Origin of the sequence: Bacillus sp. FDAARGOS_1420, from assembly GCF_019344915.1 — a bacterium.
In the GTDB taxonomy this organism is placed as follows: domain Bacteria; phylum Bacillota; class Bacilli; order Bacillales; family Bacillaceae_G; genus Bacillus_A; species Bacillus_A mycoides.
This window is the reverse complement of record NZ_JAHWJB010000002.1, coordinates 2,604,528-2,630,202: the sequence shown is the minus strand read 5'-3', so window position 1 is coordinate 2,630,202 and position 25,675 is coordinate 2,604,528. Positions and strand designations below refer to the sequence as shown.

Sequence of the window (25,675 nt, the reverse complement as noted above, 5' to 3'; positions counted from 1 at the left end):
AAGACGCTATTAATATGCTTCACGTTTTCTTTTTGCGTTATGTGGGTTACGATCTTATTTTTGCTTTTTTGAAAAGTTTGCTTTTGGTTCAGTTTTATTTATAATTCGTCCGATATTTGCACGGTGTTTATAAATAACCATACCTGCTAATAAACACATCGCAATAATGAAGATTTTATCCCCGCTAACAATGGATGCAATAACAGCAACGACAGCTGTTATCATAGAAGAAAGTGATACGTATCTTGTTGTAAATAAAAGGCTGAAAAAGACAACAGCTAATATTGCAAAAACAACTGGTGAATAGCATAATAGCACCCCAGCAGAAGTTGCAACTGCTTTCCCCCCGCGGAATTTTGCGAAGATCGGATAGACATGTCCAAGAACAGCGGCTAATCCAAACCATAGTGGGTGAATATCTGACCCGAAAATAATCGGTAGACCTGTTGCTAATGTACCTTTTAAAATGTCAGCAATTGTTACGATAAAACCTGCTTTTTTCCCTAATGTACGGAATGTATTTGTTCCGCCTAGATTACCGCTTCCATGCTCACGAATGTCGATTCCATAACCAATTTTTCCAACGACTAATGCAAATGGAATCGAACCAAGTAGATAGGCAACGATAAATAAAAGATATGTAATAACCATGAGTTCAGTCTCCTTTATACAAATGTGTTGATAAAGGGTAAAAAGAGTTTTTCCCATTTATTGTACCATACATTTGTAAAGAGCACATTTCTTTTTTATAAATGAAAAAGTCATTAATTTTTAAAAAAACTTTCACAGGAATGTTACATTTTTCACAGGAACAGAAGAACTATATGTTGTATGATTTTAATCAAAAGACAACAACATGTTGGTGGAGGGTTATGAATGTTGAAACAAAATGTACGTGGAGAAGAATTAATGAAAGTATTTGAGACAATTATCCACGGTAATGAACAAGATTTAATGCAGGAAAATGCAAATGTAGATGGTCGATCTCCAATGGGAGTAATGGGAACGTTCGCATCTGAGAGCGCAAAGTATTATGCAGTAGAAAAATTATTATCAGATCAAGTGAAAAAAGCGATAGATCAAAATATATTATATCCACATGATTTAGATTTTTATGCAACAGGAACGACGACTTGTTCGCAAATTCCGTTAGCGCAAATGCTAGCTAACGGTTTTCATACTGGCCATGGACATATGAGACAACCGCAAGACATTAAAAGTGCGTTGGCGCTTTCTTCAATTATTTTTCAGGCGAATCAAAATATGCAGCACGGTGGTCAATCGTTTGCACTCTTTGATATTGATTTAGCTCCATATGTGAGAAAAACAGTAAAGAGACATAAAAAACGACTACAGTCATATCCGCTTACGAAAGAACAAATAGAGGAATTTGCATGGAAAGAGACAGAAAATGATACGTATCAGGCGTGTGAGGCTTTCGTTCATAATTCAAATAGTATGCATAGTAGGGGCGGGGGACAAGTACCATTTATTTCTATTAACTACGGAACAGACACATCGAAAGAGGGAAGACTTTTAATTAAGCAACTTTTAAAAGCGACGCAAGCTGGACTTGGTAAAGGGGAAACACCGATTTTTCCTATTCAAATTTTCAAAATGAAAAAAGGCGTGAACTTTGAAGAGTGTGATCCGAACTATGATTTATTTGAATTAGCGTTAGAAACGACCGCTGAGCGATTATTCCCTAACTTTTCGTTTTTAGATGCTCCGTTTAATGCTGTGCATTATGACGGTCGACCTGAAAGTGAAGTATGTTATATGGGGTGCCGTACTCGTGTTATGTCTAATATACATGGGGAAGAAACAGCAATTGGAAGAGGGAATTTATCGTTTACTTCTATTAATTTAGTGAAATTAGCGCTAATTAGTGGTTCAAAAGAAGCGTTTTTTGAAGCGCTAAGTTATTATTTAGATTTAGGCGTTAAGCAATTATTAGAGAGATTTGCTTATCAATGTACAAAGAGAGCAAGAGATTTTCAGTTCTTATATTCACAAGGTGTATGGCGCGGTGGAGAGACGTTACAACCTGAAGATGCTGTGGCACCGATTTTAAAACAAGGGACGTTAAGTCTTGGTTTTATCGGTCTTGCAGAATGTTTAGTAGCGTTAACTGGAAAGCATCATGGAGAAAATGAAGAATCGTGGAAGCTTGGATATGAAATTATTTCCTTTATGAGAGAGAGAATGGATAAGGCGATGGAAGAACATCAACTCAATTTCTCTGTAATTGCAACGCCAGCAGAAGGGTTATCAGGAAAGTTTGTGAAAAAAGATAGAGAAGAATTTGGTGAGATTAGCGGTATAACGAACCATAATTACTATACGAATTCATTCCATATTCCAGTTTATTATAACATTCAAGCGATAAATAAAATTCGTTTAGAAGGACCTTTCCATGCCCTATGTAACGGGGGACATATTACGTATATTGAACTAGACGGAGCAGCTATGCATAACAAAAAGGCATTAAAGCAAATTGTGCAAGCGATGGCAGAGAATGGCGTTGGGTACGGTTCAATAAATCATCCTGTTGATCGTTGTAAGTGCTGTAGTTATCACGGAGTTATTGGGAATGAATGTCCAAGCTGTGGAAATGAAGATGAGGCTAATATAGAAAGAATTCGCCGCATAACGGGCTATCTTGTAGGAGATATGTCAAAGTGGAATAGCGCGAAACGTAGTGAAGAGATGGATCGGGTGAAGCATAAATGAAAGTTATGAATATCATTCATGATAGTGTAGTAGATGGAGAAGGGTTGCGGACAGTCGTGTTTTTTGCGGGCTGTCCGCATCGTTGTTTCGGATGCCATAACCCGAAATCTTGGAATGTTTGCAATGGAACTGAAATGACGGTAGAAGAAATTGTGAAAGAGATTGAAAGTAATTCATTAACAGATGTAACATTTTCAGGTGGAGATCCATTCTTCCAAGCTGCTGAAGTGAAAAAAGTAGCAAAAGCTGTGCAAGATTTGAAAAAAAATCTATGGATGTATACAGGTTATACGTTAGAAGAGATACAGAGTTCTCGAAATAATGATATGATAGAGTTGTTACAGTATGGGGATGTTTTAGTCGATGGAAGATTTGAAATCGAGAAAAAAGATTTAACACTTCCATTTCGCGGAAGCTCCAATCAACGTATTATTCGATTGAAAGAGTAAAAAGGCGGGATAGATTATATGAATAAAACAGTATTACTTGTTGAAGATGAAAGAAGATTACGTGAAATTGTTAGTGATTATTTTCGTAATGAAGGCTTTGAAGTAATCGAAGCGGAAGATGGAAAAAAAGCGCTAGAATTATTTGCTGAACATACAATTGATTTAATTATGTTAGATATTATGTTACCAGAAATAGATGGTTGGTCTGTTTGTAGACGAATTAGAAAAGAGTCAGCGGTACCAATTATTATGCTGACAGCACGTTCTGATGAGGATGATACATTACTAGGCTTTGAACTAGGGGCAGATGAGTATGTAACAAAACCTTTTAGTCCGAAAGTGTTAGTAGCTCGTGCAAAGACGTTATTGAAACGTGCGGATGGAGCAGTAGGAGTATCAGAAGAAAATACTATGTCTTTAGCTGGAATAGAAGTGAATCGACTATCTAGAACAGTTTTAGTAGATGGTGAAGAAATTATATTGACACATAAGGAGTTTGAACTTCTTGTTTATTTAATGGAGAACAAAGGAATTGTGTTGTCACGTCAACATTTATTAGATCAGTTATGGGGATATGATTACTACGGTGATGACCGAACGGTTGATACACATATTAAAAAACTGCGAAATAAGCTAGGAGATAAGGCGAAGCATATCGGCACTGTTATTCGAGTAGGTTACAAATTCGAAGAATAACCTTTAAGCTACTATGCATCCCGGCTTTGGGATATAGCAAATTTACACTCTCCTTTGTAGGTGGAATGTACAAAAAATACGTTTCTTGTCTACAATGGTAGATAGGAGTATTTTTTTAATTGGATTTCACGATGAGTTCACAAGAAGGACACAAAATGTGACTATACTGAAAGTACGAATTCACCAGGGAGGGGAAATAAAACATGGGATATTACGACGGACCGAATTTGAATGAAGAGCATAGTGAAACGAGAGAAGTGAAAAAATCAGGTAGTAAAAAAGGATATTTTTTCACAGGTTTAGTTGGAGCTGTAGTCGGGGCGGTTTCGATTAGTTTTGCAGCACCGTACATGCCATGGGTGCAAAATAATGATGCAGCTGTTTCGTCATTCAATTCTAATAAACAAGTAGAAGGAACTGTAGTTCCAGTTGTAAATAAAGCGAAAAATGAAACTGATTTACCGGGAATGATCGAAGGCGCGAAGGATGTTGTTGTAGGTGTGATTAATATGCAACAAAGTGTTGATCCATTTGCGATGCAACCGACAGGTCAAGAACAAACAGCTGGTACAGGCTCAGGTGTTATTTATAAAAAAGCAGGAAATAAAGCATATATCGTAACAAATAACCACGTAGTAGATGGTGCAAATAAACTTGCCGTTAAACTAAGCGATGGAAAGCAAGTCGATGCAAAATTAGTTGGTAAGGACCCTTGGTTGGACTTAGCTGTTGTAGAGATTGATGGATCTAATGTGAATAAAGTTGCAAGTTTAGGTGATTCCAGTAAAATCCGTGCGGGTGAAAAAGCAATTGCAATCGGTAATCCATTAGGATTTGATGGAAGTGTAACGGAGGGTATCATCAGTAGTAAAGAGCGTGAAATTCCAGTTGATATTGATGGTGATAAACGTCCTGATTGGCAAGCACAAGTTATTCAAACAGATGCAGCGATTAACCCTGGTAACAGTGGTGGTGCACTATTTAACCAAAACGGTGAGGTAATCGGTATTAACTCAAGTAAAATAGCTCAGCAATCAGTAGAGGGTATTGGTTTTGCAATTCCAATTAACATTGCAAAACCAGTTATTGAATCACTTGAAAAAGATGGAGTGGTGAAACGTCCAGCACTAGGAGTCGGTGTCGTTTCATTAGAAGATGTGCAAGCTTATGCAGTAAATCAATTAAAAGTGCCAAAAGAAGTAACAAATGGAGTTGTATTAGGTAAAATTTATCCAATATCACCAGCGGAAAAAGCTGGTTTAGAGCAATATGATATAGTAGTAGCGTTAGATGATCAAAAAGTAGAAAATTCACTTCAATTCCGTAAATATTTATATGAAAAGAAAAAAGTAGGCGAGAAAGTAGAAGTTACATTCTATCGCAATGGTCAAAAAATGACGAAATCAGCTACGTTAGCAGATAATTCAGCTACAAAGAATCAATAATCGGAATAAAAGAAAGTCTCTTTCATGTTGAAAGAGACTTTCTTTATCGGATATACTAAAGGAATAGGAGGGATAAATTATGACAATTGAAAACCCAACTCGTACGGAAATTGGTGAAGTATTAAAGAAAAGTAAAACGATTGCAGTTGTTGGATTATCAGATAAGCCAGAACGCACATCGTATATGGTTTCAAAAGCAATGCAAGATGCTGGGTACCGCATTATTCCAGTAAATCCAACAGTAGATGAAGTACTCGGAGAAAAGGCGGTTTCTTCACTGACGGATATTAAAGAACATGTTGATATTGTAAATGTGTTTCGTCGCTCGGAATTTTTAAAGGATGTTGCGGAAGAGTTTGTAGAGATTGATGCAGATGTTTTCTGGGCACAATTAGGAGTACAAGATGAAGATACATATAAACTTTTACAAGAAAAAGGCTACACAGTAATAATGGATCGTTGCATTAAAGTAGAGCATGTAATGACAAAATAGTATAGATTTTAAAGATAGAAAGATTGATTCAGCCCTCGCTTTTTACATAAGTAGGGCGGATGAACGAGGTGTTCATCATGAGATTTTTTAAAGGCTGTTTTTGGGGATTATTACTTGTTATCCCATTTTGGATATTGATCATTTGGATCATGATAAAGGTTTGGAATGTATAATGTTGGAATACATATCCATTTCTCGTTGACAAACGATTATTTTTCTGAAATAGTAGCCTAGAGGAATCCTTGTGAAAAAAACAAGGATTTTTCTATTGAAAATAGTATATAAAAGAGATAAGATAACTTGCCAAAACTATAGTCGAGGCGTTATTCTATAATAGAAACATATGTTCTGATTTGATTAGGAAAGGGGCAAGGAGTTTGGCGAAGCATCAGTTCCAATATAATGAAGATGCAATTCAAGTGTTAGAAGGACTTGAAGCCGTTCGAAAACGCCCGGGTATGTATATCGGGAGTACGGATAGCCGTGGATTGCATCATTTAGTATATGAAATAGTAGATAACTCCGTTGATGAAGCATTAGCGGGATTTGGCGACGAAATTTCTGTCGTAATACATAAAGATAATAGTATTAGCGTAATTGATAAAGGGCGAGGAATGCCTACGGGAATGCATAAGCTTGGAAAGCCGACACCTGAAGTTATTTTAACTGTACTTCATGCTGGTGGTAAGTTTGGCCAAGGAGGCTATAAAACGAGTGGTGGTTTACACGGTGTTGGGGCATCAGTTGTAAACGCCTTATCAGAATGGCTAGTAGTAACGATTAAGCGAGATGGTAGCATTTATGAACAACGCTTTGAAAATGGTGGTACTCCTGCAACGACGTTAGAGAAAATCGGGAAAACGAAAGAGTCTGGTACAACGATGCACTTCAAACCAGATACAACTATTTTCAGCACAACAAATTATAATTATGAAACATTATGTGAGAGATTACGTGAATCTGCATTCTTATTAAAAGGAATGAAAATCTCGATAAAAGATGAACGTAATGATTTAGAAGATGTGTTTCATTATGAAACAGGAATTGAGGCTTTCGTTTCATACTTAAACGAAGAGAAAGATTCGATTCATCCAGTTGTATATTTCTCGGGTGAGCAAAATGGAATTGAAGCAGAGTTAGCGTTTCAGTTTAATGATGGTTACTCAGAAAACATTCTTTCGTTTGTAAATAATGTACGTACAAAAGACGGTGGTACACACGAAGCTGGATTTAAAACAGCAATGACACGTGTGTTCAATGAGTATGCTCGTAAAGTTTCTTTATTAAAAGAAAAAGACAAAAATTTAGAGGGTACAGATATTCGAGAAGGATTAGCTTCGATTGTTTCTGTACGTGTACCAGAAGACGTACTCCAGTTTGAAGGGCAAACGAAAGGGAAACTAGGTACAAGTGAAGCTCGTTCTTCAATTGATGCAATTGTATCTGAGCATTTAGCTTACTTTTTAGAAGAAAACCCGGATGTAGCTACACTTCTTGTGAGAAAGGCAATTAAAGCAGCACAAGCACGTGAGGCTGCTCGTAAAGCGAGAGAAGAAGCGCGTACTGGTAAGAAGAAGAAAAAATCAGAAGGTACTTTAAGCGGGAAGTTAACACCTGCACAATCACGTAATCCTCAGAAAAACGAATTGTATTTAGTAGAGGGTGACTCGGCTGGCGGTTCAGCAAAGCAAGGGCGAGATCGTCGTTTCCAAGCGGTGCTACCATTACGTGGTAAAGTAATTAACACGGAAAAAGCAAAGCTTGCTGATATTTTTAAGAATGAAGAGATCAACACGATTATTTACGCAATTGGCGGCGGCGTAGGGAATGAGTTCGCGGTTGAAGATATTAACTACGATAAAGTTGTTATTATGACCGATGCAGATACGGATGGAGCACATATTCAAGTGTTACTACTGACGTTCTTCTATCGTTATATGAAACCACTTATTGAAGCTGGTAAAGTATTTATCGCACTTCCACCTTTATATAAAGTAAGTAAAGGAAAAGGGAAAAGTGAAGTAATTGAATATGCATGGTCTGATGAAGAATTAGGTGGTGTAACGAAAAAGGTCGGTAAAGGCTACATGTTGCAGCGCTATAAAGGACTTGGCGAAATGAATGCCGATCAATTATGGGAAACAACGATGAACCCTGAAACACGTACGTTAATCCGTGTGAAAATTGACGATGCATCAAGAGCTGAGCGCCGAGTTACGACATTGATGGGTGATAAAGTAGAACCTCGTCGTAAATGGATTGAGCGTAATGTACAATTTGGTATGCAAGAAGAAGGAAATATTTTAGAAAATGAAATGATTATGGAGACGGAGGTGGAATAACATGCAGGCAGAGAAGTTTCATGACCTCCCGCTTGAAGACGTGTTAGGTGACCGCTTTGCACGTTATAGTAAATATATTATTCAAGACCGCGCGCTTCCAGATGCGCGTGACGGTTTAAAACCGGTACAAAGACGTATTTTATATTCTATGTATGTAGAAGGAAACGTACATGATAAAGCGTTTCGTAAATCAGCTAAAACAGTAGGTAATGTTATCGGTAATTATCATCCACATGGTGATTCCTCTGTATATGAGGCGATGGTCCGTTTAAGTCAAACTTGGAAAGTACGTAATGTTTTAGTTGAAATGCACGGAAATAACGGTAGTGTTGATGGGGATCCAGCAGCGGCAATGCGTTATACGGAAGCACGTTTATCACCAATCGCATCTGAGTTATTACGTGATCTTGATAAAGAAACAGTAGAATTCGTGTCAAACTTTGATGATACGAGTGAAGAGCCTATTGTATTACCGGCAATGTTCCCGAACTTATTAGTGAACGGATCTACAGGGATTTCCGCTGGTTATGCAACAGAAATTCCACCGCATCATCTTGGAGAAGTAATTGATGCTACAATGATGCGTATCGATCAACCGAATAGTTCTGTGGATGACTTGTTAACAGTTATTAAAGGACCAGATTTCCCTACAGGTGGTATTATACAAGGGATAGATGGCATTAAAAAAGCGTATGAAACAGGTAAAGGGAAAATTATTATTCGCGGAAAAGCAGAGGTTGAAACGATTCGTGGCGGGAAGCAACAAATCGTTATTACAGAAATTCCGTACGAAGTAAATAAAGCGAATCTTGTTAAGAAAATGGATGAATTACGTATAGATAAAAAGCTAGATGGAATTGCTGAAGTACGTGATGAGACAGATCGTACAGGTCTTCGTATCGTTGTAGAATTAAAAAAAGAAGCGAATGCTGAAGGTATTTTAAATTATTTATATAAAAATACAGATTTACAAATTCCATACAACTTTAATATGGTAGCGATAAATAATCGTCGTCCGACACTTATGACATTACCTAAGATTTTGGATGCATATATTGGACATCAGAAAGAAGTTGTTACAAGACGCTCACAATATGAATTAAGAAAAGCAGAAAATCGTCAGCATATTGTAGAAGGTTTAAAGAAAGCATTATCAATTTTAGATGAAGTGATTGAAACGATCCGTGGGTCTAAAGATAAGCGTAATGCGAAAGATAATTTAAGTGCGAAATTTGGATTTACAGAGGCGCAGTCAGAAGCAATTGTTTCACTGCAATTATATCGTTTAACGAATACAGATATTACAGCGCTAGAGCAAGAAGCAGCGGAACTTAGTAAGAAAATTATAGAGTTACAGTCAATTTTACAAAGTGAAAAAAGACTTTTTCAAGTTATTAAAACAGATTTGAAGAGAGTAAAGAAAACATATAGTGATAATCGCCGTGCGATAATTGAAGAGGAAATTGAAGAAATTAAAATCGATGTGGAAGTTATGATTCCGCAAGAAGATGTCATCGTTACTGTAACGAAAGAAGGCTATGTGAAACGAACAGGTTGGCGTTCGCATAATGCATCGAACGGGAAATACTTCGGTATGAAAGAGGGTGACATCTTACTTGAGCGTTTCGATACAAATACGACAGAAACCGTTCTTTTATTTACGAACAAAGGAAATTATATTTATCTTCCTGTGTATGAAATGCCAGAAATTCGTTGGAAAGATTTAGGTCAACACGTTGCGAATCTTGTTTCACTCGAGCGAGATGAATCGTTAATTTGGGCAACAGTCGTACCGAATTTTGAAGAAGAAAAACGATTTATCGTATTTGTTACACGAAACGGTATGATTAAGAAAACAGAATTAAACCAATATAAAGTGCAGCGTTATTCACGGGCATTCGTTGCTGTAAACTTGAAAAAAGATGATGAAGTTGTTGATATATTTGCGACAGATGGGACAAGTGATATTGTTCTTGCAACACATGGTGCATATGCACTTGTATTCAATGAAGAAGAAGTAAGTCCAGTTGGTGTCAGAGCAGCTGGTGTGAAAGCAATTAATTTAAAAGAAGATGACTATGTTGCTTCTGGTAAACCGTTAAATGGTGAAAAAGATCAACTTATTCTCGTTACGCAGCGAGGTGCTGTGAAACGTATAAAGGCATCGGAAATTGAGAAATCAACGAGGGCGAAGCGAGGCCTTGTAATTTTTAAAGAGTTAAAACGTAATCCGTACCGCATTGTCGGTATTGAAATTGTTCGAGATGATGAATTAGTTTACATGAAGACAGAGAAACACGTTGTAGAAGAAATTGATCCGAAAGCGTTTCGAAATAAAGACCGGTATAGTAATGGTAGTTTAGTACTAGATGTTAATGATACTGGTGAAGTAATTGAAACGTGGACAAAAAAACGAACAGAGTAAATGTGAAAAAACCTTGCTAGTGTATAACTAGCAAGGTTTTTAGTTATGAAAAGGTATGTATGAGCAAAACGTTATGTATATAAAAATAATCTTGTTATAATAATGAGATGAAATCGTTCTCATAAAGTGAAACTTTAATCAGTGGGGGGGGTTCTTCATCCCCCACTGATTATTAGCTTTCACCAATCGGGCTTTTACGAGCAGTTGATTCCTCACCTAATTTCTTTGCTTTCGCTGAATTTTGAGGTAGGAATCTTACTGCCCGCAAATAGCGGGACAAATGGAGGGGCAACATGAAAAAAATAGGTGTAGGGATTGTAGGATTTGGATTTTCTAGTACAACATTTCACATCCCGTTATTACAAACGATAGAAGAATACGATATTCGTGCTATTTTATCATCAAAAGAAGAAGTAGTGAAACAAGCATTACCAAATGCTGAAGTTGTTGGTACAATTGATGAATTAGTAAACCGAGCTGATATTGACTTAGTGGTTATTACTTCGCCGAATACAACCCATTTTCCATATGTAAAAGAAGCAATTGTACACGGCAAGCATGTTGTTGTGGAAAAACCATTCGTTGTTTCAATTGAAGAAGGAGAAGAACTTATTTCATTAGCGAACCGACATAATGTCGTTTTAAGTGTGTATCATAATCGCCGTTTGGATAATGATTTCTTAACGATAAAGAAATTGTTAGAAGAAAAAAGAATAGGGAATGTATACGCATATGAAGCGCATTTCGATCGTTTCCGCCCACATGTACGTGATCGCTGGAGAGAAAAGAATTTACCGGGATCAGGAATTTTATATGATTTAGGCTCACATTTAATTGATCAAGCATTATCATTATTTGGGAAACCAGATGCGATACATGCTGATGTAATAAAGCAACGACCAGGTGCAGAAATTGATGACTACTTCCATGTTGTACTTCACTACGGAGTAAAGCGTGTCATTTTACATAGTAGCAGTTATGTGAAACAAGCTGGACCACATTTTACACTGCATGGAGATAAAGGTTCTATCGTGAAGTATGGTATGGATTCACAGGAAGAACAATTAAAGACTGGAATGAAGCCGGGAGATAATGGTTATGGAGCAGACCCTGAAGAGAATTTTGCTACTTTAGAAACAGAAGAAAGCTTAGAGCGTATTCCAACAGAAGTCGGCTGCTATGACATGTATTATAAAGGCGTGCGAGATAGCATATTAAATGGTGAAAAACTACCTGTAACTGCTCAAGAAGGTTTAGACGTTATTAAATTGATTCAATTGGCGACTGAAAGTAGTGAAACGGGTAGAGTCATTGCGGTAAAATAAAAAAGACACGAATTTCGTGTCTTTTTTATTTTTGTGGAACAGAAAGACCGTAAAAAAACATAGTGACTATATCTTGTATATGTTTTTCTCGATCTCCTTCAAGAAGTTGTGCCCCGAAATCATCACCTAACTTAGTGAACATTTGAATGTATAGTAACATCATTTCTTTAGTAAGGTGAGGGTTAATTTCATTTTTTTGCTGTGCTTGTTCTAGTATTTCTAAATACCAAGGCAGGATTTTTTCGTTTTGATAACTATAAATAAACTCTCGGAGCTCTTCATCCCTTTGCATCATTTGTAGTAACATATCTGGCTGAAATAACCCACCAGTATTCATTTTCCTTACAATCATTTTTTGCATCATATCATGAAAAGGTAAGTTTTCTTCTGCAAGATCTTTATAATATTGAAATTCAGATATTATAAATTCTTGTATGAGCTCTCTAAATAACGCATCTTTACTTCCAAAATGATTATAAATTGTAACTTGAGAAACGTTTGCTTTTTTTGCAATATGTTCTATTTTCACTTCATTAAATCCACGTTCTGAAAATAATGTAAAGGCCGCATCTTTAATGGCACGTTTTTTCTTTTCTTTCACTTTTTCAAAGCCGTTCAAAGCAATCACCTCATTTAAAATATACAAGAAAAAATAATTGAAAACAATATTTTTGAAATATGGACATATAAATATTTCAAAAAGTTGTTGCGAATATGAAAGATGAGGAGTACAATAATTTTGAAATATCATACATTAAATATTTCAAAAAATGAGGTGGGCTTATGATTTCAGTTCAAAATGTCACAAAACAGTTTTCAAATGGAAAAGGCTTGTTTGATATTACATTTGAAGTGAAAGAAGGGGAAGTTTTTGGCTACTTAGGACCAAATGGTGCTGGGAAATCAACAACGATTCGTAATTTAATGGGATTTATAAAACCGACAGCTGGTAAAGCGACAATTTTCGGATTAGATTGTTGGGAAGATGCTGCGAAAATTCAAAGAGAAGTTGGCTATTTGCCAGGAGAGATTTCTTTTATTGAAGGAATGAATGGATTAGAGTTTTTAAATTTGATGCAAGGAATGCGTGGGTTAAAAGATATAAAAAGACGAGATGAATTGATAGAACGTTTGCAGTTCGATGTGAAAACACCAATTCGAAAAATGTCTAAAGGAATGAAACAAAAAGTAGGTATAGTTGCGGCATTTATGCATGATCCAGAAGTGTTAATTTTAGATGAACCGACATCAGGACTCGATCCACTTATGCAACAAGTATTTATAGATTTAATATTAGAGGAAAAGCAAAGAGGAAAAACAATCCTTATGTCATCACATATTTTCACTGAAATTGAGAGAACTTGTGACAGAGTAGCTATTATTAAAGATGGTTGTCTTGTAACCGTTGAAAACATTCATGATTTACAAGGCATGAGAAGGCAGGTGATAGATGTAACAGTATCATCTCAAGAAGAAATCGAGTCTCTTAAACAATGTGATTTGCAATTTGAAGCGGTGAAAGGAAGAGAAGCATCGATTATTGTACAAGGAAACTATCAAGCTGTTTTACAAATACTTTCAAACTATAATGTAACGGCACTTCAAACGAGAGCAATGGATTTAGAACATTTATTTATGCATTATTACGATAAGAAAGAAGGGGTAAAGCATGAATAAGCAATTGTTTTTAGCTAGTTTGAAAGAAACACAAAAAAGTATTTTGAGTTATGCAACTGGTGCAGCTCTTTATTTATGGTTATTAATTTGGATATTCCCATCGATGGTTTCAGCGAAAGGGTTAAATGAATTAATAAGTGCCATGCCTGATAGTGTAAAAAAAATTGTTGGAATGGAAAGTCCAATTCAAAATGTAATGGATTTTTTAGCTGGTGAATATTATAGCCTATTGTTTATTATCATTTTAACAATCTTTTGTGTCACGGTTGCAACGCATTTAATTGCTCGTCATGTAGATAGAGGGGCGATGGCATATTTATTAGCAACACCTGTATCCAGGGTGCAAATTGCTATTACACAAGCGTCTATTCTCATATTGGGACTACTAATCATAGTAACTGTTACGTATGTAGCGGGTATAGTAGGTGCAGAGTGGTTTCTACAAGATAATAACTTAAATAAAGAATTATTCCTGAAGATAAATGTAGTCGGAGGACTAATATTTTTAGTAGTTAGTGCTTATTCATTCTTCTTTTCTTGTATATGTAATGACGAAAGAAAGGCACTAAGTTATTCAGCAAGTTTAACTATCTTATTTTTCGTATTAGATATGGTAGGTAAATTAAGTGATAAGTTAGAATGGATGAGAAATATATCCTTGTTTACATTGTTTCGTCCGAAAGAAATTGCTGAAGGAACATATAATATATGGCCAGTAAGTATAGGCTTAACTGCTGGAGCGCTTAGTATCTTCATAGTAGCAATTGTAGTGTTTAGGAAGAGAGATTTGCCGTTGTAAAGTAGAAAGTCCACTTAATTAGTGGGCTTTTTTCGTTTGTAAATTCGAAGGGATATCTTTTAGAGAAACATTTAAGTAGATAGTCAAAATTGAATGTTTACATTTTTTCTTGTAGAAATATTCAAAAAGAAGGGAACCTTTTTCTAGGATACTCCGTCTAATATGTGTAAAGTTTAATTAATAGTGAGGCTGAAACAGGAGGACCAATTGTGAAAGTAATTCCTTTATATAAGATGATTGTAAAAGAAGAAACGGATGTTTCTTTAGCAAAAAAGGGTAATCATGAGGCTTTTATGACACTTATACATACAGAAAAAGTAAAGATGTATCGCATTGCGAAGGCGATGTTACGTAATGAGACGAATATAGAGGATGCAATGCAGGCAACAATTTTAAAAGCTTATGAAAATATAAAAAAACTGAAAAAAGAAGAGTTTTTTCAAACGTGGCTAATTAGAATTTTAATAAATGAGTGTAACAATATAATTCGCTCTTATAAAAAAGTAATTGTAATTGAGGATCATGATAGTAATATGGTGGCGTTCGATCGATATGAAGATATTGATCTTTGTTATGCTATTCAGTCTTTAACCGAAGAACTAAGAGCTGTAACCGTACTTTATTATTATGAAGATATGAATCAAGAAAGTATTGCAACGCTTTTAGAAATTCCAAAAGGCACGGTTAAATCAAGATTGTCACGTGCAAGGGAACAATTAGAAGAGCGATTAAAGATGGAGTAGGAGGTGGTTAAAATGGATAAAGAAAAATCATTTGATGAAAAATTAAAAAAGAGAATAGAAAAGGATAATACCGTATTGCCACAGGCACTAAACGAAAAAATTAATGATACACTTCATAATCTTCCTGTAAAAAGAAAGAGTTATAGAGTACATATGATGTTTATTAGTGCCGCTGTTCTAACGCTATCAATTGTATCTATGTCTGAGTTTTCTATACAGAGCTTTGCACAAAATGGAGGGATGTTTAATTACGTAAAGAAGAATGCATTTTCTGATTATGAGAATGAAGAAGAAATAAAGTCGAACGTCAATTATCCAGATAAGGAAAAGATTCATCAAAAGATGCTTGATTCAATTGATCATTTCCAAAATGTTTCAGGGCAATTCGAAGAATATTCTAGCTCTACAAAAATTGCTACAACATATAAATATGCGATTGATACGGAGAAACAAAGTGGTATTTCATCTAAAGAAGACAAACTATCGAAAAAAAGCACGATTATTTATAACGAGGGCGGAAAAAAAGAGTTTAATGATAAGAATAATACGTATAAAGAGACGAGATGGAGCCCAAAAGAAAGAAATAATGAACTATTAAAGTTAAACCCTACGGAAAGGTTGTTGAGAAAATCAGGTGAGAAGAAACGGTATGATGACGAATATGTGGGATTCGCTAAGTACAGTATTCAATCAGAATTTGCTGATCTATTAATTCGATATAAAGATTGGAGTTATAAAGAAACGAAGTATCTTGGACTCGATTGCTACAAAATAGAAGGGGTAATAAACATAGAAATGCCTGTAAGTATATCTGAAGATTTGAGTGGGAAATTTGAAATGGTTGTAGATAAAAATACGGGGATTATGTTGAAGTTCCTTAGTTTCCATGAAGGTATGATTCAATATTCGATTACGACTGAATGGATACAAATAAACAAAGGATTGAAAGAGAATGTATTTCAAAAGGATAGCACTAATTATGAAAAATCGAAAAACATATTAGATGAATAGAAAACGGAGGGAACTATATGGAGAATACCTCTCCTTCAAGAGAAAAGAAAAATAAACGAAAATATAAAAAGACAACGATAATAAGTGTATTGTTAGGAGTATTACTATTTGGCGGAGTTGGGTATGGTGCTTATGTATATATGAAAACTTCTAATCTCGTACAAAAATCTAATTTGAACTTATCGCGTGGTGAAAAATCAAATTTACGTGAGAAAGCTGTAAAGCCAATTACACACAACGTTTCAATGTTAATTATGGGAATTGATGAAAATCAAGAACGGCAAAAGGGGTATAATGGTACATTTCATACGGATGCATTATTGTTAGCTACGTTTAATAAAGAAGATAAGACAGTGAAGTTAACCAGTATACCACGAGATACATATACATATGTTCCAATCGAAAAGAAAAAGGATAAAATAACACACGCATATGGAAGTGGTTTCGTTAAAAACGGAAAAGATGGAGGGCCACAAGCTTCTGTTGAGGCAGTAGAAAAGTTACTGCAAGTACCGGTAGATTATTTTGTGAAATTTAATTTTGGTTCATTTATTAAAATTGTTGATGGGCTCGATGGTGTTGAGGTAGATGTCCCGGTTGAATTTACTGAACAAAATAGTAAAGATGAACCTGATACGATTCACTTGAAAAAAGGGGTTCAAAAATTAACGGGAGAAGAATCACTTGCTTTGGCGAGAACTCGTCATATTGATAGTGATGCAATGAGGGGGCAGCGCCAACAACTTGTTATTGAGGCGATTTTAAGTAAATTAAAAAGTGTAGGGTCTATTACAAAACTGGAGAAAATGGTTGAGGCCGTCGATGGCGATTTTAAAACAAATTTAGCATTGGATGATATTTTATCTTTTTATAAATATGGTTTAGATTGTTCAGTTGAGAAGATTCAACTGAACGGTGATGATTTATATTTACCAAATGGCCCAAATGGGAAGCGTGTATATTATTATAATCCTAATAAAAAAGACTTGCAAAATTTGAGTAATACACTCAGAACACATCTTGGATTAAGTGAGAAGCAAATTGAGGGAAATTAAAGCGGATGCTATATCTGCTTTTTTGTTTTTGTAGGAAAGAGATTTCTAAAATATACATTATTTATTAACGACAATCTACAGTCTATTTATTGGGAAGTATCATTAACACTATTAAATTAGTGTATATGTAACGATAAAAAACGATGTTAAAAAACTATATGGAATTTTTATGAATATTACTGTAAGAAAATAATTTTTTAATAATTTTCAATAATAACACTTTACAAATTTTAAAAAATTAGTAGAATAAGAAGTAGTAAGAATCGTCTGATAAATATATAAAGAAAAACAGAATTATCAGAAAATTCTTAAATAGCTATCGTTTAGAATTAGGGAGGGTACAAAAATGAAAAAGAAAAAAATGAAAAAACTAACAGCAGTTGTAGTACCGGTTTTAGCAATGAGCATGGCATTAACAGCATGTTCTACATCAGGCGGAGATAAAAAGACAAGCACAAACTCAAGTGGAGATAGTAAATCAGGAGAAAAACTAGCAGCGAAACAAGTATTAAATCGAACAGAGACAAATGAAATTCCAACGATGGATACTTCGAAAAATACGGATACACTTGGTTCACAAATTTTAGGAAATACAATGGAAGGTTTATATCGCCTAGATAAAGATAATAAGCCAACCCCAGCTGCAGCGGAATCTAGTACGAAAAGCGAGGATGGCAAAAAATATACATTTAAATTACGTAAAGATGCAAAATGGTCAAATGGTGATCCAGTAACTGCGAAAGATTTCGTATATGCTTGGCAACGTCTATTAGATCCAAAAACAGCTGCTGAGTATGCATTTATCGCATTCCCAATTAAAAATGCAGAAGCGGTTAATAAAGGAGAAAAACCTGTAACTGAATTAGGAGTGAAGGCGGTAGATGATAATACGCTTGAAGTTGAATTAGAGCAAGCAGTGCCGTACTTCTTAAACTTAGTTGCATTCCCATCATACTATCCATTAAATGAAAAATTCGTAAAAGAAAAAGGGGATAAATACGGTTTAGAATCTGATACAGTAGTGTATAATGGACCGTTCGTTCTTACTGAATGGAAACATGAGCAAGGTTGGAAATTGAAGAAAAATGATCAATATTGGGATAAAAAGACTGTAAAATTAGATGAAATTAACTATAGCGTTGTAAAAGAGCAAGCAACTCGTGTGAATTTATATGATAGCGGTCAAGTTGACTTTGCTTTACTAAATGGTGAGTTTGTTGATAAATATAGAAATAAGAAAGACGAATTTGGAACATATTCACAAGTGAGTACGTATTTCATCCGTCTGAACCAAAAACGTGGTGGACAAGATACACCATTAAAGAGCAAAAAATTACGTGAAGCAATTGCGTTATCAATTGATAAAAAGAATTTATCAACTGTTATTTTAAATGATGGCTCACAGCCAGCTGATTTCTTAGTACCAAAAGGTTTAGCGACTGGACCAGACGGAAAAGACTTCCAGGAAACATTTAAAAATGGTTTGAAACAAGACCCTAAAAAGGCAGCGGCAGCATGGGAAGAAGCGAAAAAAGAGCTTGGCAAAGATCAAGTTACGATTGAATTTTTAAACTATGATACTGGTAATGCGAAAAAAGTTGGAGAATATATAAAAGATCAAATTGAGAAAAATTTAAAAGGTGTAACAGTAAATATTAAACTTCAGCCATTCAAGCAAAAACTAAAATTAGAAACTGAGCAAGATTATGATATTTCGTTTGCTGGCTGGGGACCTGATTATGCAGATCCAATGACATTCTTAGATATGTTTGATTCTAAGCATTCTCATAACCAAATGAGCTTCTCTGATCCGAAATATGATGAAATGATCAAAAAAGCGGGCGGTGAATTAACGAATGATGCGAAAAAACGTTGGGAAGAACTAGGAAAAGCAGAGAAATTATTACTTGAAGAGGATGTAGTGCTTGTACCTATATACCAACGTGGAGATGCTTACGTTTTACAACCGAATATAAAAGGCATTGTTCACCATAATATTAGTCCAGAGTATAGCTTTAAATGGGCTTATGTAACTGAGAAAGACGGGAAATAATGGAATTTAAAAAGCATTGCAAAAGTGGCTAATCTACTTTTGTAATGCTTTTTTATTGAGCTTAAAATACTAATTTGTAGTGCAAGTAAATAGAGAAGCATAAGGGGTATAGTACGTACATATAGTAGATGGGGGATAAATCATACTAAATTACGAATATTAAAATCAGAATATTTAAAATAAAACTATTTACAAATGCGAAAAAAAGAGTAGAATAATATTAGTTGTAATTTTCAGAAAACTAATTGTTAGCAAGGGGTCTCTCAAGGGTTGGTAATGTACATATAATTAGGGAGGGTACAAAAATGAAGAGAAAAAAGATGAAAAAGTTAACAGCGGTTGTAGTACCGGTTTTAGCAATGAGTGTTGCATTGACAGCATGCTCTGGTTCAGGTGGGGAGAAGAAAACGACTACTACATCTAATAGTGGGGAAGAAAAAAAATCTGATATTAAATATGCAGCGAAGCAAGTATTAAATCGTACAGAAAATCAAGAAATTCCGACGATGGACACTTCTAAGTCTACTGATACGTTAGGCGCACAAATTTTAGGGAACACGATGGAAGGATTATATCGTCTTGATAAAGATAATAAGCCTATTCCAGCTGCTGCAGAATCAAGTACGAAAAGCGAAGATGGTAAAAAATATACGTTTAAACTGCGTAAAGATGCGAAATGGTCAAATGGAGATCCTGTAACAGCGAAAGATTTCGTATACGGATGGCAGCGCTTACTTGATAAAAACACAGCGGCAGAATATGCGTTTATTGCCTACTATATTAAGAATGCAGAGGCAATTAATAAAGGTGAAAAACCTGCAACAGAATTAGGAGCAAAAGCTGTAGATGATTATACACTAGAAGTAGAATTAGAAAAACCGGTACCGTACTTCTTAAACCTATTAGCATTCCCGTCATATTATCCTTTAAATGAAAAGTTTGTAAAAGAAAAAGGAGAGAAATTCGGTTTAGAAGCAGATACAACATTGTATAACGGGCCATTTGTAATGGCATCGTGGAAACATGAACAAGGTTGGCAGCTGAAGAAAAATGATAAGTATTGGGATAATAAGACTGTGAAATTAGAAGAAATTAATTACAGCGTTGTAAAAGAAGTGGCTACAAAAGTAAATTTATATGATACAGGATCGATTGACTTTACATTACTGTCAGGAGAATTTGTAGATAAATATAAATCGAATAAAGATGAATACGGTGAGTATGCAGAATCAAGTACATTCTTCTTACGTTTAAATCAAAAGCGTAACGGACAAGATACACCGTTAAAGAGCAAAAAACTTCGTGAAGCAATTGCGTTATCAGTTGATAAAAAAGGTTTAGCAAATGTTATTTTAAATAATGGATCAAAAGCAACAGATCAATTGGTTCCAAAAGGGCTTGCGACAGGACCTGACGGTAAAGATTACCAAGATACGTTTAAAAATGGTCTGAAACAAGATACGAAAAAAGCAGCAGCTGCATGGGAAGAAGCGAAAAAGGAACTTGGAAAAGATCAAGTTACAATTGAATTACTAAGCTATGATGATGGAACTGCGAAAAAGATTGCTGATTATGTTAAAGATCAAATTGAGAAAAATTTAAAAGGTGTAACAATTAACACGAAAATTCAGCCATTCAAACAGAAATTAAAATTAGAATCAGCGCAAGACTATGAAATTTCCTATGCAGGCTGGAGTCCAGACTATGCGGATCCGATGACATTTATTGATATGTTTGAATCGAAGAGCCCATATAACCAAATGAGTTATTCGAATCCGAAATACGATGAAATGGTGCAAAAAGCAGGTAATGAATTATTATCTGATCCGAAGAAGCGTTGGGAAGCGTTAGGAAAAGCAGAAAAATTATTCCTTGAAGAAGATGCAGGGTTAGTTCCTTTATATCAAACAGGAAGATCGTATGTAATGAAACCGAATGTAAAAGGAATTGTGAAACACAACATTAGTCCAGAATATAGCTTTAAGTGGGCGTATGTAACTGAGGATGGCGGAAAGAAATAATATGAAAGCATTTCAAAAGCGGCTAATCTGCTTTTGAAATGCTTTTTTTGTATGAATAAGAGAATAAGGCACATGGAAATTAGAAAGGAGTTCAACAATTGGATAGATAAATGATAGCAGAGATTTCATATTGATGAAAAAAATATAGAACATAGCAATAGAGAAGAATAAGAGGGGATATGTTTACATATAGTAGACGGGGGATAATTCATATAGTAGTAATAGTAAAATAGCAAGTTATTATCATAAAAAAATAAACATTTAGAAAATTTACAAAAATACTTTACAAAACTGAAAAAAATAGTAGAATATTAATTAATAAGAATTTTCTGATAACGAAAGTTAATAGAGAATCTCTAAATGTTAATATCGTACATATAATTGGGGAGGGTACAAAAAAATGAAGAGAAAAAAGATGACAAAATTAACAGCGGTTGTAGCACCAGTTCTAGTAATGAGTATGGCATTAACAGCTTGCTCGGGATCAGGGGATAAAGATAAGGCAAGCACAACGCCGAAAAGTGGCGAAAAAGAAGGCGGGAAATTAGCTGCAAAGCAAGTACTTAATTTAACGGAGAGCCAAGAGATTCCATCTATGGATTCTTCTAAAGCGACAGACCAAGTATCGTTTCTTGCTTTAAACAACGTAATGGAAGGTTTATATCGACTTGATAAAGATAATAAAGCAGCACCAGGGGTTGCTGAATCATATAAAAAGAGTGATGATGGTAAAAAATATACATTCACATTAAATAAAAATGCGAAATGGTCAAATGGAGAACCTGTAACAGCGAAGGATTTCGTGTTTGCTTGGAAACGCGCGGTAGATAAAAATACAGCAGCGGAATATGCATACATTATGTTTGATTTAAAGAACGCAAAAGCAATTAATGAAGGAAAAGCAGAGCTTGATACGTTAGGAGTAAAAGCTGTAGATGATTACACATTAGAAGTAGAATTAGAAAATCCAGTTCCTTACTTTGTAGAATTAACTTCATTCGGAACATTCTATCCGTTAAATGAAAAATTCGTAAAAGAAAAAGGTGAAAAATACGGTTTAGAGTCGGATACAACGTTGTATAACGGACCGTTTACATTAACAGACTGGAAACATGAACAAGGTTGGAAATTAAAGAAAAATGCACAATACTGGGATAATAAAACAGTTAAATTAGAAGAAATCAACTTTAACGTAGTAAAAGATAGCGGTACACGTGTCAACTTATATGAAAGTGGACAAATCGATCGTGCAGCACTTGCATCTGAAATGGTTGACAAATATAAATCAAATCCAGATTTCTTTACACAAAAAACACCGTCAACGTTCTTCTTACGATTAAACCAAAAACGTGGTAATCAAGATACAGTGTTAAAGAGTAAAGATTTACGTTTAGCGATTGCAATGGCATATGATAAAAAAGGCTTAACGAATGTAATTTTAAATGACGGATCTACACCTGCAGATTACTTAGTACCAAAAGAATTTGCGAAGAGTCCAGATGGAAAAGACTTCCGTAAAGATAACGGAGATATTTTAAAAACAGATGTGAAAAAAGCAAAAGAGCATTGGGAAAAAGCGAAAAAAGAACTTGGAAAAGAGCAAGTAACTGTAGAGCTATTAAACTACGATAGCGATAATGCGAAAAAAGTAGGTGAGTTCTTAAAAGGAGAGCTTGAGAAGAACTTACCGGGCTTAACAGTGAATTTGAAAAACCAACCGTTTAAACAAAAATTAAAATTAGAATCAGATCTAGATTATGATTTATCTTACGCTGGTTGGGGACCTGATTACTTAGATCCAATGACATTCATTGATATGTTCGTTACAAATGGACCTCATAACCAAACTGGATATTCAAATCCGAAATACGATGAAATTGTAGAAAAAGGTAAAGGCGAGCTATTAACGAAAACGAAAGATCGTTGGGATAGCTTACTGAAAGCTGAGAAAATGTTACTTGATGACGCTGTAATTGCACCGTTATATCAACGTGGTGATGCTCTTGTTCAAAGACCGAAAGTAAAAGGTATTATTCACCATCCAGTTGGTGGAGATTACAGCTACAAATGGGCATATATTGGTGAAGATAAGTAAGAGAGAGGGCGCGCGATGCGCCCTTTTTTTATGCACTTTTCTTCCTTCCTGGAATATATAAAATAAAAAAGGGAGAATCGTATGGAACGGAATACTTACATCGACTTCTTAGCTTATTACGGAATAGGGAGTGCTCATCCTGGGGGTTTTACGTTAACGAAGCAATTACTATCTCAATTGCCACTTAGACACGGAGCAAATGTTCTTGAGATAGGTTGCGGCACGGGGAAAACAGCGGCGTATATGACAAAAGAATTGGGTTATAAAGTGACAGCGGTTGAAAAGAATGAAATTATGATTCAAAAAGCGAAAGATAGATGGTTGTTTGATGGTTTAAATATACAATTGATTCAAGGCGATGTAGAAGGGTTACCGTGTTTAAATGATTATTTTGAGCTTGTACTTGGAGAATCTATACTCGCTTTTACAAATAAAGAAAAGGTTATTTCGGAATGTTATCGTGTATTACAAAAGGATGGGAGACTTGTTGTCATTGAAATGATTACCGAAAAACATATTGAGAAGAAAGAGGAGGAAAAGATTGGACAGTTATACGGTATGAAAGAATTATTAACTGAGAATGAGTGGGTTCATTTATTTCAAGCGGCAAATTTTAAAAGAATTACAATTGCGGGTGGCGGAACTATTGCAGAAACAGTTGCAGGACATGTGGAAGAGCCAGAGTGGAATGTATCACCGTTTATTCCGGAAGAATTGTATGAGGCGTGGGTGCAACACGAACAAGTACTGCTTATGTATCAACATATTTTAGGGCATCGGATTTTTATATGTGAAAAATAGAAAAAGAGTTGGCTAAAGATAGTCAACTCTTTACTATGTTAGATGAAAAATAATGCAGCCAAAGTAATTCCAAAAATAAAGCCAAATCCGAGTTCAAGGCCCCAGCCACCGCCGCCACAACCACCGCAACCACGACCGCCGCAACCACAGCCACTAAATCCACCACCGAATCCACCACCGAATCCACCACCGAATCCACCACCGAATCCACCACCGAATCCAAATCCACAGCTGTCACATCTACTAAGACCACCGCAAATATCACATCCACCGTTTGAATATGCGTCATAGTATCCGAATCCTGTATCAAAAGATGAGCGCTGTTGCATTGGTTCAATCCAAACAGAATCGTTTGTTACATCGATTATTTTGCCTAAGTGAATGCGACCATCCCGATCTTCAATTCGAACAACTTTACCGAAATAACGTTGGCATGTATCATAACATCTTTTTCTATGCATGTTCTTTCCTCCTTCCCCATTACAGTAATACGATATGTAGGGGGGACAAGTGCGGCTTGTATGAATGACCTATCTATCATAATTGTTATACGAAAGGGGAAATATACGAACAGGATACATAACGAGGAGGAAGAGAAATGAAATCTACAGACCAATTTCAGACGTACGAAGTTCCTTGGGAGGAATTAATAGAAGCACTGCGAGGTGAAATGAAGAAACAAGTAGGAGCGGATATTATTGATACGGTCGTATGTAATTTGAAAGATGGTTTTGAAGTGTATACATATGTGCAGGGTGATTTGGATTTCGAGTATACAGAAGCTCTTGAACGAAAATATGGGAGTGACGGGAAAATCCCTAATTTGTTAACAGTTATGCTGGTAGCTAGCATTTATAATACGGGTGAAGAGAATATACGTTTACATGCAGATAATAAAGAAAATCCAATTGTTGAGGTATATGTGAAGCAATGAAACACGCTGTGAAAGGCGTGTTTTTTATTTATATGATAAAATGTTAGAAAATTAAGAAAGAAGGCGAGTGAATTGAAAATTAATCATCTTAATTTAACAGTTATAGATGTAACAGCTGCTAGAGAGTTTTTAGAAAAATATTTTAGTTTAACTTGTAGTGGAACAAGGGGGAATGCCTTTGCGGTTTTTGCGGGATAATGATGGGTTTATATTAACTTTAATGAAAGGGAAAGAAGTTCATTATCCGAAAACATTTCATGTAGGATTTCCACAAGAAAATGAAGAACAAGTTAATAAAATTAATCAAAGATTGAAGGAAGACGGATTTTCAGTCGAACCGCCTAAACATGCACATGCGTATACGTTTTATGTCGAAGCACCTGGAGGATATACAATTGAAGTGATGTGCTAATTAAAAATCAAACTTTTTGCTAGGAGTTTTTAATTTTAAAAGTAGGAAAAGTCTGTTTTAAGGGTGGAGCTTAAACAGGCTTTTTTACTTATATAATTGGATAGAAAATGCTAGAAGGAATATTACCAAGTTATATATCTATTTACATAATAAAGTTATGGTTCGT

Annotated in this window: 21 protein-coding genes and 1 pseudogene; 19 read left to right on the top strand and 3 right to left on the bottom strand. The window is 35.3% G+C overall.

Going from position 1 to position 25,675, the window contains the following annotated elements; genetic code table 11:
• Window positions 1–54: 54 nt before the first annotated feature.
• A complete protein-coding gene (gene plsY / locus I6L50_RS23655; protein WP_002014306.1) occupies window positions 55–651 on the bottom strand; it encodes a glycerol-3-phosphate 1-O-acyltransferase PlsY in 597 nt (198 codons plus the stop codon).
• Window positions 652–876: 225 nt separating this feature from the next.
• Here plsY and I6L50_RS23650 point away from each other — a divergent pair, with 225 nt between their 5' ends.
• From I6L50_RS23650 to I6L50_RS23615, 8 genes are all read left to right on the top strand, one after another.
• Window positions 877–2,733, top strand: coding sequence for an anaerobic ribonucleoside triphosphate reductase (locus I6L50_RS23650; RefSeq protein ID WP_113936075.1), 1,857 nt, complete (start codon window positions 877–879; stop codon window positions 2,731–2,733).
• Window positions 2,730–3,182, top strand: a complete 453-nt coding sequence (gene nrdG / locus I6L50_RS23645; RefSeq protein ID WP_016092073.1) for an anaerobic ribonucleoside-triphosphate reductase activating protein — start codon at window positions 2,730–2,732, stop codon at window positions 3,180–3,182. Before I6L50_RS23650 ends, nrdG begins: the two co-directional genes overlap by 4 nt.
• An 18-nt stretch (window positions 3,183–3,200) precedes the next feature.
• Entirely contained in the window at window positions 3,201–3,878 is a 678-nt protein-coding gene (locus I6L50_RS23640) for a response regulator transcription factor (protein WP_002087776.1), read from the top strand.
• Between the two features lie 203 nt (window positions 3,879–4,081).
• A complete protein-coding gene (locus I6L50_RS23635; protein WP_016092072.1) occupies window positions 4,082–5,323 on the top strand; it encodes a S1C family serine protease in 1,242 nt (413 codons plus the stop codon).
• A gap of 79 nt (window positions 5,324–5,402) precedes the next feature.
• On the top strand, window positions 5,403–5,816 hold the full coding sequence (locus I6L50_RS23630; protein ID WP_193663220.1) for a CoA-binding protein: 414 nt from the start codon (window positions 5,403–5,405) through the stop codon (window positions 5,814–5,816).
• 377 nt (window positions 5,817–6,193) lie between these two features.
• Complete coding sequence (parE, locus tag I6L50_RS23625) at window positions 6,194–8,158, top strand: DNA topoisomerase IV subunit B (protein WP_002087772.1); 1,965 nt, start codon at window positions 6,194–6,196, stop codon at window positions 8,156–8,158.
• A gap of 1 nt (window position 8,159) precedes the next feature.
• Window positions 8,160–10,583, top strand: coding sequence for a DNA topoisomerase IV subunit A (gene parC, locus I6L50_RS23620; protein WP_219303295.1), 2,424 nt, complete (start codon window positions 8,160–8,162; stop codon window positions 10,581–10,583).
• Between the two features lie 293 nt (window positions 10,584–10,876).
• Entirely contained in the window at window positions 10,877–11,908 is a 1,032-nt protein-coding gene (locus tag I6L50_RS23615; RefSeq protein WP_219303294.1) for an oxidoreductase, read from the top strand.
• 25 nt (window positions 11,909–11,933) lie between these two features.
• Here the strand turns inward: I6L50_RS23615 and I6L50_RS23610 are convergent, their stop codons facing one another.
• Window positions 11,934–12,527 (bottom strand): TetR/AcrR family transcriptional regulator, encoded by a 594-nt coding sequence (locus tag I6L50_RS23610; protein ID WP_219303293.1) that lies wholly within the window; start codon window positions 12,525–12,527, stop codon window positions 11,934–11,936.
• 164 nt (window positions 12,528–12,691) lie between these two features.
• On the opposite strand from I6L50_RS23610, the gene I6L50_RS23605 reads away from it, so the two are divergent.
• The 9 genes from I6L50_RS23605 to I6L50_RS23565 all read left to right on the top strand — a co-directional run bounded on the left by I6L50_RS23605 (window position 12,692) and on the right by I6L50_RS23565 (window position 24,163).
• A complete protein-coding gene (locus I6L50_RS23605) occupies window positions 12,692–13,585 on the top strand; it encodes an ABC transporter ATP-binding protein (RefSeq protein ID WP_219303292.1) in 894 nt (297 codons plus the stop codon).
• Window positions 13,578–14,384, top strand: a complete 807-nt coding sequence (locus tag I6L50_RS23600) for an ABC transporter permease subunit (RefSeq protein WP_219303291.1) — start codon at window positions 13,578–13,580, stop codon at window positions 14,382–14,384. Before I6L50_RS23605 ends, I6L50_RS23600 begins: the two co-directional genes overlap by 8 nt.
• Before the next feature lie 209 nt (window positions 14,385–14,593).
• Window positions 14,594–15,127 carry an RNA polymerase sigma factor gene (locus I6L50_RS23595; protein WP_219303290.1) on the top strand — a complete coding sequence of 178 codons (534 nt, stop codon included), beginning with the start codon at window positions 14,594–14,596 and terminating at the stop codon, window positions 15,125–15,127.
• Between the two features lie 12 nt (window positions 15,128–15,139).
• Entirely contained in the window at window positions 15,140–16,138 is a 999-nt protein-coding gene (locus tag I6L50_RS23590; RefSeq protein ID WP_219303289.1) for an anti-sigma factor, read from the top strand.
• A 17-nt stretch (window positions 16,139–16,155) separates the two neighbouring features.
• Complete coding sequence (locus I6L50_RS23585; RefSeq protein WP_219303288.1) at window positions 16,156–17,193, top strand: LCP family protein; 1,038 nt, start codon at window positions 16,156–16,158, stop codon at window positions 17,191–17,193.
• A gap of 346 nt (window positions 17,194–17,539) precedes the next feature.
• On the top strand, window positions 17,540–19,246 hold the full coding sequence (locus I6L50_RS23580; protein ID WP_219303287.1) for a peptide ABC transporter substrate-binding protein: 1,707 nt from the start codon (window positions 17,540–17,542) through the stop codon (window positions 19,244–19,246).
• A gap of 305 nt (window positions 19,247–19,551) precedes the next feature.
• The gene (locus tag I6L50_RS23575) at window positions 19,552–21,267 is read left to right on the top strand and encodes a peptide ABC transporter substrate-binding protein (protein WP_002137690.1); all 1,716 of its coding nucleotides are present in this window, start codon (window positions 19,552–19,554) and stop codon (window positions 21,265–21,267) included.
• Between the two features lie 400 nt (window positions 21,268–21,667).
• The gene (locus tag I6L50_RS23570) at window positions 21,668–23,362 is read left to right on the top strand and encodes a peptide ABC transporter substrate-binding protein (RefSeq protein ID WP_219303286.1); all 1,695 of its coding nucleotides are present in this window, start codon (window positions 21,668–21,670) and stop codon (window positions 23,360–23,362) included.
• A gap of 81 nt (window positions 23,363–23,443) precedes the next feature.
• On the top strand, window positions 23,444–24,163 hold the full coding sequence (locus tag I6L50_RS23565) for a class I SAM-dependent methyltransferase (RefSeq protein WP_219303285.1): 720 nt from the start codon (window positions 23,444–23,446) through the stop codon (window positions 24,161–24,163).
• A gap of 38 nt (window positions 24,164–24,201) precedes the next feature.
• Here the strand turns inward: I6L50_RS23565 and I6L50_RS23560 are convergent, their stop codons facing one another.
• Window positions 24,202–24,624, bottom strand: coding sequence for a hypothetical protein (locus I6L50_RS23560; RefSeq protein WP_219303284.1), 423 nt, complete (start codon window positions 24,622–24,624; stop codon window positions 24,202–24,204).
• Between the two features lie 137 nt (window positions 24,625–24,761).
• Between I6L50_RS23560 and I6L50_RS23555 the strand changes: the two genes are divergently transcribed.
• Both I6L50_RS23555 and I6L50_RS23550 read left to right on the top strand, forming a co-directional pair.
• Entirely contained in the window at window positions 24,762–25,097 is a 336-nt protein-coding gene (locus I6L50_RS23555; RefSeq protein WP_219303283.1) for a hypothetical protein, read from the top strand.
• Between the two features lie 72 nt (window positions 25,098–25,169).
• Window positions 25,170–25,509, top strand: a pseudogene (locus I6L50_RS23550) (VOC family protein).
• Window positions 25,510–25,675: the final 166 nt, after the last annotated feature.

Bases quoted from the DNA above. Each gene is read 5' to 3' on its own strand.
- I6L50_RS23585 (WP_219303288.1), top strand. From the start codon at position 16,156: ATGGAGAATACCTCTCCTTCAAGAGAAAAGAAAAATAAACGAAAATAT.
- I6L50_RS23605 (WP_219303292.1), top strand. From the start codon at position 12,692: ATGATTTCAGTTCAAAATGTCACAAAACAGTTTTCAAATGGAAAAGGC.
- I6L50_RS23565 (WP_219303285.1), top strand. From the start codon at position 23,444: ATGGAACGGAATACTTACATCGACTTCTTAGCTTATTACGGAATAGGG.
- I6L50_RS23555 (WP_219303283.1), top strand. From the start codon at position 24,762: ATGAAATCTACAGACCAATTTCAGACGTACGAAGTTCCTTGGGAGGAA.
- I6L50_RS23630 (WP_193663220.1), top strand. From the start codon at position 5,403: ATGACAATTGAAAACCCAACTCGTACGGAAATTGGTGAAGTATTAAAG.
- I6L50_RS23615 (WP_219303294.1), top strand. From the start codon at position 10,877: ATGAAAAAAATAGGTGTAGGGATTGTAGGATTTGGATTTTCTAGTACA.
- I6L50_RS23600 (WP_219303291.1), top strand. From the start codon at position 13,578: ATGAATAAGCAATTGTTTTTAGCTAGTTTGAAAGAAACACAAAAAAGT.
- I6L50_RS23570 (WP_219303286.1), top strand. From the start codon at position 21,668: ATGAAGAGAAAAAAGATGACAAAATTAACAGCGGTTGTAGCACCAGTT.
- I6L50_RS23640 (WP_002087776.1), top strand. From the start codon at position 3,201: ATGAATAAAACAGTATTACTTGTTGAAGATGAAAGAAGATTACGTGAA.
- I6L50_RS23580 (WP_219303287.1), top strand. From the start codon at position 17,540: ATGAAAAAGAAAAAAATGAAAAAACTAACAGCAGTTGTAGTACCGGTT.
- I6L50_RS23650 (WP_113936075.1), top strand. From the start codon at position 877: ATGTTGAAACAAAATGTACGTGGAGAAGAATTAATGAAAGTATTTGAG.
- nrdG (WP_016092073.1), top strand. From the start codon at position 2,730: ATGAAAGTTATGAATATCATTCATGATAGTGTAGTAGATGGAGAAGGG.
- parC (WP_219303295.1), top strand. From the start codon at position 8,160: ATGCAGGCAGAGAAGTTTCATGACCTCCCGCTTGAAGACGTGTTAGGT.
- I6L50_RS23590 (WP_219303289.1), top strand. From the start codon at position 15,140: ATGGATAAAGAAAAATCATTTGATGAAAAATTAAAAAAGAGAATAGAA.
- plsY (WP_002014306.1), bottom strand. From the start codon at position 651: ATGGTTATTACATATCTTTTATTTATCGTTGCCTATCTACTTGGTTCG.
- I6L50_RS23560 (WP_219303284.1), bottom strand. From the start codon at position 24,624: ATGCATAGAAAAAGATGTTATGATACATGCCAACGTTATTTCGGTAAA.
- I6L50_RS23575 (WP_002137690.1), top strand. From the start codon at position 19,552: ATGAAGAGAAAAAAGATGAAAAAGTTAACAGCGGTTGTAGTACCGGTT.
- I6L50_RS23635 (WP_016092072.1), top strand. From the start codon at position 4,082: ATGGGATATTACGACGGACCGAATTTGAATGAAGAGCATAGTGAAACG.